Annotated in this window: 12 protein-coding genes; 2 read left to right on the top strand and 10 right to left on the bottom strand. The window is 54.3% G+C overall.

The genetic code is table 11. The features are described from left to right. Positions 1-43 precede the first annotated feature (43 nt). Both fdhA and B1C80_RS03270 read left to right on the top strand, forming a co-directional pair. Positions 44-1,237: a formaldehyde dehydrogenase, glutathione-independent gene (gene fdhA, locus B1C80_RS03265; RefSeq protein WP_077919639.1), complete on the top strand. Its 1,194-nt coding sequence runs from the start codon at positions 44-46 to the stop codon at positions 1,235-1,237. Between the two features lie 141 nt (positions 1,238-1,378). After that, positions 1,379-1,933 carry a type 1 glutamine amidotransferase domain-containing protein gene (locus B1C80_RS03270; protein WP_077919640.1) on the top strand — a complete coding sequence of 185 codons (555 nt, stop codon included), beginning with the start codon at positions 1,379-1,381 and terminating at the stop codon, positions 1,931-1,933. A gap of 48 nt (positions 1,934-1,981) precedes the next feature. Here B1C80_RS03270 and metF read toward each other — a convergent pair whose 3' ends face one another. From metF to B1C80_RS03320, 10 genes are all read right to left on the bottom strand, one after another. Next, positions 1,982-2,941 (bottom strand): methylenetetrahydrofolate reductase [NAD(P)H], encoded by a 960-nt coding sequence (gene metF / locus B1C80_RS03275; RefSeq protein WP_077919641.1) that lies wholly within the window; start codon positions 2,939-2,941, stop codon positions 1,982-1,984. Positions 2,942-2,954: 13 nt separating this feature from the next. Then, the gene (locus B1C80_RS03280; RefSeq protein ID WP_077919642.1) at positions 2,955-3,815 is read right to left on the bottom strand and encodes a phosphatase PAP2 family protein; all 861 of its coding nucleotides are present in this window, start codon (positions 3,813-3,815) and stop codon (positions 2,955-2,957) included. A 22-nt stretch (positions 3,816-3,837) separates the two neighbouring features. After that, a complete protein-coding gene (locus B1C80_RS03285; protein WP_077919643.1) occupies positions 3,838-7,197 on the bottom strand; it encodes an exodeoxyribonuclease V subunit beta in 3,360 nt (1,119 codons plus the stop codon). A gap of 57 nt (positions 7,198-7,254) precedes the next feature. Further along, positions 7,255-7,785, bottom strand: coding sequence for a hypothetical protein (locus B1C80_RS03290; protein WP_077919644.1), 531 nt, complete (start codon positions 7,783-7,785; stop codon positions 7,255-7,257). 26 nt (positions 7,786-7,811) lie between these two features. Beyond that, entirely contained in the window at positions 7,812-8,939 is a 1,128-nt protein-coding gene (gene hisC, locus B1C80_RS03295; RefSeq protein ID WP_077919645.1) for a histidinol-phosphate transaminase, read from the bottom strand. A gap of 104 nt (positions 8,940-9,043) precedes the next feature. Further along, entirely contained in the window at positions 9,044-9,271 is a 228-nt protein-coding gene (locus B1C80_RS03300; RefSeq protein WP_077919646.1) for a hypothetical protein, read from the bottom strand. A 70-nt stretch (positions 9,272-9,341) separates the two neighbouring features. Next, positions 9,342-9,899, bottom strand: a complete 558-nt coding sequence (locus tag B1C80_RS03305) for an RNA polymerase sigma factor (RefSeq protein ID WP_077919647.1) — start codon at positions 9,897-9,899, stop codon at positions 9,342-9,344. A 157-nt stretch (positions 9,900-10,056) separates the two neighbouring features. Continuing rightward, positions 10,057-10,752 (bottom strand): LytTR family DNA-binding domain-containing protein, encoded by a 696-nt coding sequence (locus B1C80_RS03310; RefSeq protein WP_077919648.1) that lies wholly within the window; start codon positions 10,750-10,752, stop codon positions 10,057-10,059. A gap of 88 nt (positions 10,753-10,840) precedes the next feature. Then, positions 10,841-11,536: a vancomycin high temperature exclusion protein gene (locus tag B1C80_RS03315; RefSeq protein WP_077919649.1), complete on the bottom strand. Its 696-nt coding sequence runs from the start codon at positions 11,534-11,536 to the stop codon at positions 10,841-10,843. Between the two features lie 23 nt (positions 11,537-11,559). Next, on the bottom strand, positions 11,560-14,274 hold the full coding sequence (locus B1C80_RS03320) for a DNA gyrase/topoisomerase IV subunit A (RefSeq protein WP_077919650.1): 2,715 nt from the start codon (positions 14,272-14,274) through the stop codon (positions 11,560-11,562). Positions 14,275-14,304 lie beyond the last annotated feature (30 nt).

A 14,304-nucleotide genomic window follows, 5' to 3' on the forward strand; every position in this document is an offset into this window, starting at 1 on the left:
ACTTTCTTTTATTTTCTCTGTTCATCTAAACCCGCTACTCACTATGGCAAGCAATCGTGGTGTCGTATACACCGGTCCCGGCAAAGTCGAAGTACAAACTATTGATTTCCCGGAACTAGTTAACCCCAAAGGCAAAAAGATTAACCACGGGGTTCTTTTAAAAGTAGTATCGACGAACATCTGCGGTTCCGACCAGCACATGGTCCGTGGCCGAACAACTGCCGAACCGGGTCTGATTCTGGGCCATGAGATAACGGGAGAAGTAATCGAGAAAGGGTCAGACGTCGAGTTTCTGAACGTGGGCGACCTGGTTTCCGTACCCTTCAACGTTGCCTGTGGCCGGTGCCGGACGTGTAAAGAGCAGAAAACCGGTATCTGCCTGAACGTGAACGAGTCGAGGGCCGGCGGTGCCTATGGGTACGTGGACATGGGCGGCTGGATTGGCGGCCAGGCCGAGTACGTAATGGTTCCCTATGCCGATTTCAACCTGCTGCGGTTTCCCGACAAAGAGCAGGCAATGGACAAGATCCGCGATCTGACCATGCTCAGTGATATATTCCCGACGGGTTTCCACGGTGCGGTCAACGCCGGCGTCGGGCCGGGCACTACCGTATACGTTGCGGGAGCCGGTCCGGTCGGTATGGCCGCTGCGGCTTCGGCCCAGCTCCTGGGGGCTGCCGTGGTCATCGTGGGCGACATGAACAAGGCCCGACTGGCCCACGCCCGCTCCATCGGTTGCGAAACGGTTGATCTGAACGAAGATGCGTCGCTGGCCGATCAGATCGCCCAGATCCTGGGCGTTCCCGAAGTAGACTGCGCTGTCGACTGTGTCGGCTTTGAGGCCCGCGGACATGGTGGAGAGGTCCAGAAAGAAGTACCGGCCGCCGTGTTAAACTCCCTGATGGAGATTGCCCGGGCAGGCGGTGCAATCGGTATTCCGGGTTTGTACGTTACTGAAGACCCCGGCGCCGAAGAGTCGACCGCAAAAACGGGAAACCTGTCCATCCGCTTCGGGCTGGGCTGGGCCAAGAGCCATTCGTTCTTTACCGGCCAGACTCCCGTTATCAAATACAACCGGCAGCTGATGATGTCGATTTTGTACGACAAAGTGCAGATTGCCAAAGCGGTCAATGTCGAAGTGATCAGCCTGGATGAGGCACCAAAAGGCTATGCTGAGTTTGACAGCGGGGTGGCCAAGAAATTTGTCATCAACCCGCATGGCCTGATTCCGGCCTAGCCTCCGCAACCCAGATTGATCTGAAAAAACACCGCAAGTGAGCCAATGGGCTTTGTTTGCGGTGTTTTTGCTGACCAACGGGGTAACCTTCCGGTCGAATAGCAGTTTATTCCAGTAGTATACAATACAATCACAAACGTTATGAATGAGTTGCAGGGAAAAAAGATAGCCGCTCTGATGACAGAGGGCTTTGAACAGGTAGAGTTGACAGAGCCGCGGCAGGCACTCGAAGCCGCTGGTGCCACGGTACACCTCATCGCTCCCAAAGGCGGGGAGATAAAAGGCTGGGACCATACCGAATGGGGCGATTCATTCGATGTTGACCTCCCCCTGGACGGGGCCGATCCCGGCCAGTACGATGCGTTGCTGCTACCCGGTGGGGTCATGAACCCCGACAAGCTGCGTACCGAGCAGAAAGCCGTGCAGTTCATCCAATCGTTTTTCGACGAAGAAAAACCGGTTGCGGCCATCTGCCATGCGCCTACCCTGCTGGCCGAAGCCGACGTAGTGCAGGGACGTACGCTGACGTCCTACCCTTCCATACAGACGGACCTGGTGAACGCAGGCGCCAACTGGGTAGACCAGGAAGTCGTAACCGACGGAAACCTGGTTACCAGCCGCAAACCCGACGATATTCCAGCCTTCAACGAGGCCTTTATCAAACTCATCACGGCAGGCGTTACCGCCAGTCGGTAACCTGACATAAAAAAAGAGGGCGCCCTGTGGCGCCCTCTTTTTTTATGATTAAAATACTGCCCGGGCAATTTGCATGACGTTGTCGGCCTTGCCCATGGTGTAGTAGTGGAGAACGGGCGCTCCGGCAGCCATCAGCTCCCGCGATTGCTGTATACCCCATTCGATACCCACCTGGCGAGCCTGCTGGTCGTTCTCGCAGGCCTCTACGGCGGCAACCAGTTCCTCGGGCATGTGGAGGTGAAACAGTTTGGGCAGGATTTGCAGTTGCCGGCGTGTACTCAGCGGCTTCAGTCCTGGAATAATCGGGATATCGATACCATGCTGTCGACACCGTTCCACGAAATCGAAATACTTTCGGTTGTCGAAAAACATCTGGGTTACGATGTAATCGGCCCCTTTGTCTACTTTCTGCTTCAGGTACTCGAAATCGATGTCGTGGTTTTCGGCTTCAAAGTGTTTCTCGGGATAAGCCGCTACCCCGATGCAGAAATTGCTCGGAGCCAGGGCGGTATCTTCCTCGTGCAGATAAACACCCCGGTTCATGTTGGCCACCTGCTCGACCAGTTCGCTGGCGTAGCTGTATCCGTTTTCTTTGGCTTTAAAGGTCGTAAAAGGTTTGGCCGGGTCGCCCCGTAATACCAGCGCGTTATCGATACCGAGGTAGTGGAGATCGATCAGGAAGTCTTCGGTTTCTTCCCGGCTGAAGCCACCACACAGCACATGCGGCACCGGATCGACGCCGAACCGATGCATAATGGCCGAACAGATGCCAACCGTTCCGGGGCGTTTGCGGGTAACGATCTTCTGAATGGTACCGTCGGGTAACGGCCGTTCGATGTACTCCTCCCGGTGATACGTCACGTCGACGAACGGGGGCTTGAACTCCATCAGCGGCTCGATGTTGTCGAGCAGATTTTTCAGGGTATCGCCCTTGATGGGTGGGATAACTTCAATGGAAAAAATCGGCTTGCCGTTCGCAGCCTTAATATGATCGGTAATCTTTGTCATTGCGGGGTCAAAGTTAACGCGAAAACACGGTCAGGCGCAGGTAAATTCCATTTGCCTGCCCCGTGCTCCAGGGCTGAATGTCGAGTCGTTTTCCCAATTCGCCCTTGTTTTTCACCTCGTGTAGTTTGGGAATGCCCCAGCCGATCAGCGAACCAAATGCGGCTCCGGCCAGCAGGTCCGTGGGGTAATGCAGCCCGCCTTCGTACCGCAGTACAGCGGTTGCCGTGGCCAGTCCTAATGATCCAACCCAGACCACCGGTTTCCAGTTCGATTCGGGAAAGTAATGCCGAAAAACCTCGCCGGTAAATACCGCCGTAGCAAAAGCATTGGTGGCATGACCGGAAAAAAAGGCCTGACGGGCACTGCGTTCCAGCTTCTCCTCCAGCGGAGCCGCGGGGTTATACACAAAAGGCCGGTTACGCTGGGTCAGGTTTTTAACGGATCGCTGCAGACCGTTGGCCAGCAGCACCGTTTCGATATACATCACCCCAATTGTTTTGATATCCTGCCGCATGGGCTTCGTCCCGATCGTTAACAAACCCGCCAGCGCCACATTGCCCACCAGCGACGCATCGCTCAACCGGTCGGCGGTGGTGCTGTACCGGTCGATAGCCCCCCGGTCGAAGGCGGGGATTCTGGTCCGGTCCAGGCTGGCCAGATCCGCGATCGTTAGTGGCTCGACCCTGGATTCCAGCACAAGGGCAGTACCAGCTGCTACGCCCCCTACCCCCAGCAGGCCCAGTTCGCGCCCCGTCTGAAGACGGTACGGTGACTGGCCGAAGCCGGGTGTGATCAGGGTCAGCTGAACAAGACAGCCCGCCAGGATAGCCCGCAGGCTATTTGCTGTGGTTGATGCGCGTAGGTAAGGATTCATAGAGCGAGTGATTGGGGCGCTTTTACACGGTGAGTACAGTAGGTTCGTCGGCCAGAATGACCAGCCGCCCTTCCACTTCCGGAAAGCCCATCTCCCGATAAAGTCTGGAAAAGTAAAGCAGACTACTGGTCACAGCCGGGTCAGCGTCAGGTATAACCGCCGAAGACGAGGCCGGCCCGGGTGCCGATTCGTACTGAACGAGTACGATATGGCCATCGGGGTAATGCACGACCCGGTGAGGAGCGCCGTGCATGCGTTTGCTGCTCAGAATACTCCGATCGGTGTCAATCCGCAGGGTTGAATCGAACAGCGGGGCCAGCGCCGGATGCGACACAATCGTCATCAGTCGCCCGCGCAGGTCGTTGCTTTCACTGTGCCGGATAAGGCCCTCCCGCACCAGCTGGCGCAACGCCCGGTCGATACCGTCGGGGCCTTTGATCAGACTGAGGGCAGCACAAAGTTTGCGGTCGCGCTCCCGGTTACGCTGAAACGTAGCCACGTCGAACACCCGGTCAGCCTGCCGACGCAGGTTTAGTTCCTGTTGCCGATGACCGCTTCGGATATCGTCCAGCAGGATTTCCTCGTCGGTCTGCTCATCTACCCGATGGGTGAAGGCATCGGCGCAGAGGCTGACTTCGTAACTCGACCGTCCTTCCTGCCACACGCAGCCGCAAAGCCGGGCCTGTTCGCTATCGCGCAGGAACGCGTGCAGCCAGTAGCTCACGTTTTTCTGTTCGCCCGGTTTGCTGAAATCAGTCAGTTCGCCAATCACATACAGTCGGTCGGTTGGCCGGGTAAACGCCACGTACAGCAGGTTCATGTTTTCGAGAAACGTCCGGGTTATCTCTTCCACATACTGCAACCGCACGACCTCCGGGGTTTTGTCCAGGCTGCTGTTCGGATGGGCGGGGGCGCTAAGCAGACGAGTCAGTTCACCGGTATGAGCCTGGTGAGTAAGCTGGTCCGTGGGTACGGCACTCAGATCGAGCCAGATCGTTCCCCGGCTGTTGGGGGTTACCGCCCAGTTGGCAAACGGAATAATCACCACCGGGTACTCCAGCCCCTTGGACCGGTGAATCGTTTGAATACTGACGGCATTTCGGGCGTTTCCTTCGACCGATACTTTTTGCCGGACGCTATCCCAGTACAGCAGAAAATCGGCCAGGTGGCCACTGCGTTTCTGGTTGAACGTCAGCACCTCGTCGAGAAATCGGAACAGGAAGGGGTTGTTCTCAGCCTGGCTGAAGAGCCCGAACTGAGCCGTCAGCCGCTCGGCCAGCTCGTAAGGATTCAGCTGCCCGAGGGCATACGGGTCAAGCGGGTAACCTTCATCCGTCAGATACGCATATACGGCGTCGGCCCCTTTTTCGGCAACGCTCCGCAACTGTTCCGTCAGCGCATCGTCGGGGAAAACACCCCTGACTACCCGATGAAACAGGTACAGCAGTTCGTAGCGAAGCAGCTTATGATCGGGCCGCATCAGGAGTCGCATCAGCGTGACGATCCACTTGACCGGGTCCGAAAACTCCAGCGACAGTGAGTCGGCCGAGACCAGCGGAATCTGACGGGCGTTCAGCTCGCTGGCCAGCGCTTTGGCGTGACTCCGCTTCCGGCAGAGAATAGCAATATCACCATACTGATAGCCGTCGGCCAGCGCTTTCTGCAGGTGATCGATGGTTTTTTCGAGCATGACGGCCGTCAGATCCTTACCCGTACCGGTGTCTTTAGCGACAAAGTCGATCTGGACATGCCCCTGCTCTTTTGCCTTCGGCGACACTTTCTGATGAAATAGCTGCTCGGCATCGAATACATCGGCCACTTTCGGGTACTGATACTCGAAGGAGCGGGCGGTATGCTCGAAAAACTGGTTGTTGAACCGGATGATCGGCGCTGCACTGCGCCAGTTGGTATCCAGAAATTCGCCTTCCAGATGCCCTTCCAGCATCCCGATCCGATCGGCAGTCCAGGTGTCGGGGCCATGCGCCTGCTTCAGGCTGACCAGGTCCTGCCGGTGCAGCGCTACGATCTGGTCCATGTCGCCCCCCCGAAACCGGTAAATGGCCTGTTTACCATCCCCCACTGCCAGGTTAAAATGCTGAAAGCCGAGCGCGTTTTCGATCAGGGGGAGCAGGTTGGCAAACTGGAGCCGGGAGGTATCCTGAAACTCGTCGATCAGGATATGGTTGTATTTATCACCGAGTCGCTCGTACAGGAACGGCACGGGCTCCGACGCGACAATGCTCAGGATTTTCTTGTTGAACTCGGAGATATGCACCCGCCCATCTTTCCGCAGCAGCTCATCAAACTCGATCCGCATCTGCTTCAGGAGGGCCAGCTTCTGCAGATGAGGCAGCAGACAATCGAAGAGCGCTGCCTGACGCCCCCGTTCTTCGCGCAGACCGATGATCTGACCAATGCAGTCGCCCAGTTCGTCGACCATACTGTCAATCAGGCCCTGAACCGGCATGGGCGTCTTTTTGCCGTACCATTCGCCATTGTTGACCGCATTATTGACTCGGGCACCGATATCCTTCCGGGCTTCGCCGGCAGCCACCGCTTTCAGAAAACCGCCCACTCCACCGATACCGTAATGAAAATCGGCTTCGCTCAACCCTGCTTCGGTAATTCGTTGCCAGGCCCGCTGGGCCTGGCCTACGATATCCGTTTCCAGCTGCTGGTTATGGGCTTTTAGCTGCTCCCGAATGGCCCGCAGCGCACCGGGCGACAACTGCTGGGCGGCATTGACCGACTCATAAAACTGATCGGAAGTCAGGTTGTAGCCAAACTCTTTCAGTAATTCGGGCAACTGGTTCCAGCTTTTGCCTTCGGTGGCTGTATTGGTAAAATACTCGCTCAGGATGGTGGTGATTTCTTCCATTTCCTCGACTCCAGCCTTTTCGATCATGTTGTCGATGGCCAGTTCAAGCACTTCGTCCGTATCCATCTCCACCTCGAATGAGTAAGGCAAACCCAGTTCGTCGGTGAAAGCCATCACCACCCGCTGCGTAAACGAGTCGATGGTTGTTACGGAGAAATCGGCGTATCGGTGTAGGATGGTCCGAAACACCGACGACGCTTTCTGCCGGAGCTCGTCGCGGGCAATTTGGAATGCTTCCTGGTGCGCATCTTCGGTGGCCTGAATCCCGTACAGCTCCGTAACGAGGTCGTTCAAGAGGGGCGAATCCTTACCATCGGCGATGTCACGCAGCCGATCTAGGATTCGGTTTTTCATCTCGTTGGCCGCGGCATTGGTAAAGGTGACAGCCAGGATATGCCGAAAATAACTGTCCTCCGCCCCCGGCCGCAACGCTAGCTTGAGGTACTCTTTGGTAAGCGTATATGTCTTACCAGACCCAGCCGAAGAACTGTATATTTTAAACATGAGGACGGGAGAAGGAACTGAACCCGAAACGCGACGGCTCCGATTCAGTTCCTTTCATTAAAAATTGTACCGTATCCCCAGACCTGTATTCAGGTTGAGAAAGAACGGCGCCTGGAGGAGTTCCACGTAAACGCCCCCTTCTAGGAAAAACGAGTAAGGTTTGCCGGCCGGGAAATACTCCAGCCCGCCAATACCGGACCCACCGAGCGATAGCGCATTTTCGTACTCGCCATTCAACCGGGGCGGATAGTAGCGCCGGGAGTTTATCTGTCCGCCAAATCCGTAGTAGCCGCGCAGGCTCTCACTACTGGTCAGGGCTTTGTGCCAGATGTAGTGTCCCTGCACGCTCAGCCCGACACTCTTGTAATCGCCGGATCGGTAGCTGCGCCGGGTGCCATAGAGGCCGCCGTACGTCCCGATGTTGAGATCAAATGCGTGATTACTGCCGAAGTACTTGCGCACATTGAGACCCGAGGGTTCACCAATCCGAAAGCCGACCGACCAGTTGTTGTACTGAGCCAGTGCCTGGTTCGAGGTTGCCAGCCCGATACTCAGCGCCAGCATGCAGAAGAAAGTTAGTTTTCTCATGAAATTCAGTCGTAAAAACAGACCATTCAGGCATTCGATACGGCCTCAGGGCGCTGAGCTTCCTCGCCCGTTCCGAGCGGCAGGTCAGCGGAAGCCACCGGGGCGTCTTTGTGCCGTAACACATGCATCAGTTGCTCATTCTCGGCCCGGGTACCGACCGTAATCCGCAGGCACCCCTCGCACAGAACCACTTTCGAGCGATCCCGGACGATGACCTGCTGGTCAATGAGATGGGTAAAGGTACCCGGCGCATCGTCGAACTGAACGAGTAGAAAATTGGCGTCCGATGGATGAATAAGGCGAACAGACGGCAAGGTTTGCAGGGCATTCGTCAGCCACGTCCGTTCGGCGAGTATCCGCTGTACGAACTCGTTTTTATCCGTCTCGTGATCGAGCGCTTCGAGGGCGAGTGTCTGCGTTGGAGCCGAAATATTGTAGGGCGGCTTGATCTTGTTGAGTACATGAATCAGCTCTTCCGAGGCAAAACACATCCCCAGTCGCAAGGCAGCCAACCCCCAGGCTTTCGAGAACGTTTGCAACACTACCAGGTTAGGATACCTGTCGAGCTGCGTGGTCCAGGAAGGAGTATCCGAAAAATCGATGTACGCTTCGTCGACGATCACAAGCGACTGATCGGCAGCCTCCAGTATGGTATGGATAGCCTGGTCCTGAAGCCGGTTGCCGGACGGATTATTGGGTGAGCAGAGCCAGATCAGCTTGGTGTTTTCGGTAATGGTGGCCAGCACCCGATCCGTGTCTACCTGAAAATCGGGCGTGAGCGGCACCTTGATCACGTTCACGTCGTTGATACCCGCCGACACTTCGTACATGCCGTAGGTAGGGGGCATAATCAATATGGAGTCCTGACCTGGCCGGCAGGTAGCACGCACCAGCAGATCAATGGGTTCGTCGGACCCGTTTCCCAGAAAAATCTGGCCGGGCCGAACGCCTTTGATGCCGGCCAGGCGCTGCTTGATGGCGCCCTGGTGAGGGTCGGGATAACGACTGTAGTTGCCTGACCCGGATGCCGACCCAAAGGGGTTTTCGTTGGCATCCAGAAAAATGCCGACGCTTCCTGTATACTCATCGCGAGCCGATGAATAGGGTGTCAGAGACAGGATATGCGGGCGGAGCAGTTGGTTTAAAGCAATCATTGCGGCAAGTTAGCAACGGACTGCCAAACTGTGCATTGTTACGCTAAAAAGATAGGTTCCAACCCCACCAATGGGCATGGCGACACGGCGCGTCTGACGGCTTATCAGCGGTCCGGCAGGAGTTCCCGCAGGGAGACCGTCACCAAAAATGGATCGAGCCGGTGCAACTCCTGAAAGGCACGTACCATAGTCATCTGATCCGAGTTTTTCTCGTACCATACTTCCACGAAGAAATCGTACAGGCTAAACAGTTGCGTGTCGTAAAACAGTTGTTTCTGGCCGGCAAGCAGATATGTTCCCTCCAGATAAACGATAAACAGTTGGTCTTCCATGGCCAACTGTTTATACTGATGGAATGGTGTAGGGTCTGAGGAGTCTGGTTTTCTCATACATCCTCTACTGTCAGCACTCCTCCTCCATCCGAATCCGGTCATAAAGACTTCGGGCCCGATCCCGCGCCCGCTTGATGCGCATCTTTATGGCACTCGAGGTCAGATCCTGCTTACTGGCCAACTCGTTAATCTGCAGACCGTCTTCGTATTTAGCCAGTAGCAGCTCCCGCTGGTGATGAGGCAACTGGTTCAGAACCCGTTCAAAAATATGGAAATAGGACTCGTCGAGCGTAGGATTTTGCTCATCAAGCGTCTCCTGCTCACGCATATAGGAGCGCCAGAGTGTTTGATGCTGTTGTTTTTTCCGAAGCTGATCGATGCAATAGTTAGCCGTGACGGTATGCAGCCAGGTGGTAAACTTTGATTCGCCCTTGAAGCCTCGGAGTTTCATCGTTAGGCGAACGAAAATGTCCTGAACATAATCTTCCGAATCATCCGCATTTCCGGTAAAGAAAAGGCATTTCTGATATACTAACTGACGATAGCGTGTGTAAAGCTGCCCAAAGTACCGTTCATTGTTAGTGTCCAGATAAAGAGAAACTAGTTCTTGGTCGGTTAAGTGACGCATCTATTAAGAGTTACGGTGGTTACATCTGAACAAATATAACCGACTGTATTTCTCGCTTTTGGTAACTACGACTCCTAGTTAATGAACGATCAACTTACTGAATGAACGGGCGTTTTATCAAATAAAATAGATTTTCCTACTTTGCCTATAGTAACACCTATCTACCCCAAAGGGTCTTCTCTACCTGCTCCCGATAGGTAGCTCCCAGCGGAATCTGATGTTGCTGTACGGAAACATGTTTGGATCCAATACGGGTTATTGACTGCCGGGAAACGATGTAGGATTTGTGTACCCGGATAAAGGCACCCGCTGGCAACTGTTGGTGAAGATCAGCTAATAGCTCGCTGACAACCAGAACTGATGTTTTGGTGTACACTTTACTGATAGCCCCAAAAGCTTCAATATACAGGATATCCTCGACAGCAACCCGCACCGACTCACGACCTGTTTTCAGGAATATATGTGTTGGCGTTGCACCTGGCGAAAAAGCAGGATCATTGGCACCGAGCACCCGGCTAACTGCCCGTAGTAACCGTTCAAACGTGTAAGGTTTTACCAGATAATCAACCACTCCTACTTCAAACGCCTTGAGGGCGTGGGCGGGATCAGCCGTTGTCAGTATGACCCGTGGCGGGCGTTGTAAGGTTGACAAAAACGAAAGCCCATCTATACCCGGTAAATTGACATCCAGAAACAATATATCAACCTGTTCCTGGTGTAGAAGCGATACTGCACTCAACGGATTGTCAAAGCTACCGATCAGCGTCAGGTAAGGCAACTGACTCAGGTGATGTTGCAACAGCTGTTTTTCAACTGTATCGTCTTCAATGATTAATGTTCGGTACAGATGCATAAAGGTAGGCGGGATTGGCAGCTAAGGTACGGCAATCCTAAATATACTATTTGAAAAGTAGCATATATTTGAAAATGCACGATCCCGGCTATCGGCGGGGCCAGTTCCCCTTTTCCGGCTGTGGTCGCAGAACAAAAACGTCAAGTATGGCATAAGGACGAGCCAGATATTCACGGACCAGGGTTTTTAGCGAGTACCCATCAGGCACATCCTGAGCCGCAAAGGCAATCGCTTCTATACCTTCATGGTTACCGATAAACAGCGCCCGGGCGTTGTGAAAGTTCTGGGAGATGATCGTGATTTTTTCCTGATTGAATACATCCTTGCACCGCACGACCGAATCGAACGTCCGGTAACCGGCATAGTCCAGCGTCATGACCGAACCTGGTACACCCAGCCTGATCAGCGCCCGTTGCATATCAGCAGGCTCGTTGTAGTATTCGGAATCGTTATTTCCGCTCAGTATGAGGTATTTTACCTTGCCTTCTTTCCAGAGTCTGGCAGTTGCTTCCATTCGATACCGGAAAAACAGATTCTCTTTGCCGGTTCGAACAAATTTGCTGGTTCCCAGTACCAGCCCTACGTCATTGGCGGGCAACTCCTGAAGATTGAAGTAAATCTGGTTTCGGGTGTTCTGAACGACCCACCAGTTACAAATCAGCACTACCGTTGCGCCAACGAACGCAACGGCGATACTGAATTTTATGACTCCCTTGACCACGCGTACGCCAACCGCTTCACGGGGAGACTGGTTCGTGTAATCGCTGGCCAAGGTAGAGTCCATAAGTTACAGGTTCTGCGCCAGGACTATGAAAACAGCCCTAACTGCACTGATTCTTTATCTTCAGCTTCCGTACTGACCTGCGTACCGGAAGCCTCGGGCTGCTCTTTTTTCGGCAATTCACTGACCACTTTGGGAGGCAGGAGCTTTACTTCCTTAACTCGGGCAAAAGGCAGTTTGTTGCCCAACGCCTTCCAGCCACGGACCTCGATAAAGCCTTCCGGCTCCAGTACCATCTTCTCCAGCGGACCCCGGTCTTTGACCTGATGCACAATCTCGATTCGAGGATACCGATCAGCCGTGACTGCCAGGTTTTTAGAGCCTTTTGTATCGCCGATAAAGCTAAATTTTTTGTCCAGGGAGGTGGTCTCTACCTTGAATCGTTTTACGTACCAGGACTTCTGGTTGGCTTCGTAGTAGATGGCCGACAACACCATATCCGGATCAAACTTCATCAGCACGGCAATATCGTTCGGTTCGTACCGGTTGGTCAGGTCAAAGCTGGTCAGTTCATACTGGCCATCTTTATACACGACCAGAATACTATCCTTGGCGTCAAAATTACCCAGCAGCCTACCCCGCTCGTCGCGGTTGAGCCGGCCCAGATGCTCGTCATACCAGATATCGACTCCGCCAAGCGTCGACGTACCCGCTGTCTTCTGAACGATTTTTCGAACCGGATATTTGGTCAGGATATTTCCTTGTGCCGAGCGGTTCTTGATGCCGACCGTTGCGAAGTTATAATCAAACTGCTTGATCTTCGCTGAGCTCTGGGCCGTCAGGTTAACCGTAATCACTTCGGCTTCCCCGTTATCGTTGGCACTGAAATAGGTTATCTTCGACTTTGGGTTACCCATGGTCAGGTCGTACTCCCGATCGCGGGTGACGCCCGTAACCGGAAACCGTTTGGCCATCGAAATACCCGATTTACTGTCCAGATAAACCATGTTGTAGATCTTCCGCTCGTCGGCTTTTTTAAACACCGACACGTAAACAATATCCTTGCCAACAAAGACCTTCTCCTGAATTTTGGTAACAACGCATTTGCCATCCCGCCTGAACACAATGATATCGTCGATATCGGAACAGTCGCTGACGTATTCGTCTTTCTTCAGCCCGTACCCGATAAACCCGCCTTCACGGTCTACGTACAGTTTCTGGTTAGCAGCGGCTACGACGCTGGCCGCAATGGTGTTGAAAGCCCGGATTTCGGTTTTGCGCTCGCGTCCTTTGCCGTACTTCTTCTGCAGTTCCTTGTAATAGGCAACGGCATAGCGGGTGATATTGGCCAGGTTATCGTTGGTTTCTTCCAGTTCCTGCTCCAGCCGGCGCATCAGTTCGTCGGCCTTGAAACCGTCATACTTCGAAATCCGCTTGATCTTTATCTCCGTCAGCCGGATCAGGTCATCTTCGGTGATCTCGCGGTAGAACTGTTTCTTAAATGGTTTGAGCGCCTTATCGATCGTTGACAGTACAGCCTCGAACGTCTCGCACTCCTCGATTTTGCGGTAGATGCGGTTCTCGATGAATATCTTCTCCAGCGAGCTGTACAGCAACCGCTCCATAAGTTCACCCCGCCGGATCTCCAGCTCCCGCTGCAGCAGCTGTACCGTCTGGTGGGTATTGACCCGCAGAATATCCGTTACGCTGACAAAATGGGGTTTATCGCCAATGATGACACAGGCGTTGGGCGAGATGCTGACCTCGCAGTCGGTGAAGGCGTATAGCGCATCGATAGTCACGTCGGGCGAAACCCCGGGTTGCAGATGCACCAGGATTTCAACGTCGCGGGCGGTATTGTCGATGACAGCCGCCACGTTCCGGCTGGGGGCTTTGATGCGTATCTTGCCGAGTTCGGCCGCCTTGACGATCGACTCAATCAGCTGCGAGGTGGTAACCCCGAATGGCACATCCCGAATGGCGAGTGTCTTTTTATCGACCTCTTCGATCCGGGCCCGTACGCGCACTTTACCGCCCCGGTGGCCATCGTTGTAGTTGCTGACGTCGATGAGTCCACCCGTCTGAAAGTCGGGGAACAGCGATACGGGTTTATCTTTCAGGATCTGAATCGAAGCGTCGATCAGCTCGTTGAAATTGTGGGGCAGAATCTTGGTTGAGAGGCCGACCGCAATTCCTTCCACGCCCTGCGCCAGCAGCAGCGGGAACTTGACAGGCAGCGTTACCGGCTCTTTCTTACGACCATCGTAGCTAAGCTGCCACTCGGTCGTTTTATCGTTATAGATGGCATCGAGCGCAAACTTCGACAAGCGGACTTCGATATAACGGGGGGCGGCCGCGCCATCGCCCGTGCGCACGTCTCCCCAGCTGCCCTGCGTATCGAACAGGAGCTCTTTCTGACCGATATTGACCAGCGCTTCGCCAATCGACGCATCGCCGTGGGGGTGGAACTGCATCGTCTGCCCGATGACGTTGGCGACCTTGTTGAAACGCCCGTCGTCCATTTCTTTCAGGGCGTGCAGGATACGTCGCTGTACGGGCTTCAGCCCATCTTCTACTGCGGGGACAGCCCGCTCCAGAATAACATACGAGGCATAATCCAGGAAATAGTTTTCATACAGTCCTGATACGACCGTCTGGTCATGCAGAACTTCTTCCGGTGTGTTGGTTGGCTGGTCATCAGGGTCGGTGTCGTCGGCCAGCGGTACGCTTCCGTCCGGTTGGCTGTCACTGGCGGGCAGCCGGAATTCCTCCATCGGTTCCTGATTTTCTTCGTTCATCATGAATTGCTACACTACTGTTTCAGTGGATAA

This window comes from Spirosoma sp. 209, from assembly GCF_002006735.1.
GTDB classification, from domain to species: domain Bacteria; phylum Bacteroidota; class Bacteroidia; order Cytophagales; family Spirosomataceae; genus Spirosoma; species Spirosoma sordidisoli.

What these genes read in the sequence shown, in the direction of transcription:
- B1C80_RS03270 (WP_077919640.1), top strand. Translation starts at nt 1,379, where the DNA reads ATGAATGAGTTGCAGGGAAAAAAGATAGCCGCTCTGATGACAGAGGGC.
- hisC (WP_077919645.1), bottom strand. Translation starts at nt 8,939, where the DNA reads ATGATTGCTTTAAACCAACTGCTCCGCCCGCATATCCTGTCTCTGACA.
- B1C80_RS03285 (WP_077919643.1), bottom strand. Translation starts at nt 7,197, where the DNA reads ATGTTTAAAATATACAGTTCTTCGGCTGGGTCTGGTAAGACATATACG.
- metF (WP_077919641.1), bottom strand. Translation starts at nt 2,941, where the DNA reads ATGACAAAGATTACCGATCATATTAAGGCTGCGAACGGCAAGCCGATT.
- fdhA (WP_077919639.1), top strand. Translation starts at nt 44, where the DNA reads ATGGCAAGCAATCGTGGTGTCGTATACACCGGTCCCGGCAAAGTCGAA.
- B1C80_RS03320 (WP_077919650.1), bottom strand. Translation starts at nt 14,274, where the DNA reads ATGATGAACGAAGAAAATCAGGAACCGATGGAGGAATTCCGGCTGCCC.
- B1C80_RS03280 (WP_077919642.1), bottom strand. Translation starts at nt 3,815, where the DNA reads ATGAATCCTTACCTACGCGCATCAACCACAGCAAATAGCCTGCGGGCT.
- B1C80_RS03305 (WP_077919647.1), bottom strand. Translation starts at nt 9,899, where the DNA reads ATGCGTCACTTAACCGACCAAGAACTAGTTTCTCTTTATCTGGACACT.
- B1C80_RS03300 (WP_077919646.1), bottom strand. Translation starts at nt 9,271, where the DNA reads ATGGAAGACCAACTGTTTATCGTTTATCTGGAGGGAACATATCTGCTT.
- B1C80_RS03315 (WP_077919649.1), bottom strand. Translation starts at nt 11,536, where the DNA reads ATGGACTCTACCTTGGCCAGCGATTACACGAACCAGTCTCCCCGTGAA.
- B1C80_RS03310 (WP_077919648.1), bottom strand. Translation starts at nt 10,752, where the DNA reads ATGCATCTGTACCGAACATTAATCATTGAAGACGATACAGTTGAAAAA.
- B1C80_RS03290 (WP_077919644.1), bottom strand. Translation starts at nt 7,785, where the DNA reads ATGAGAAAACTAACTTTCTTCTGCATGCTGGCGCTGAGTATCGGGCTG.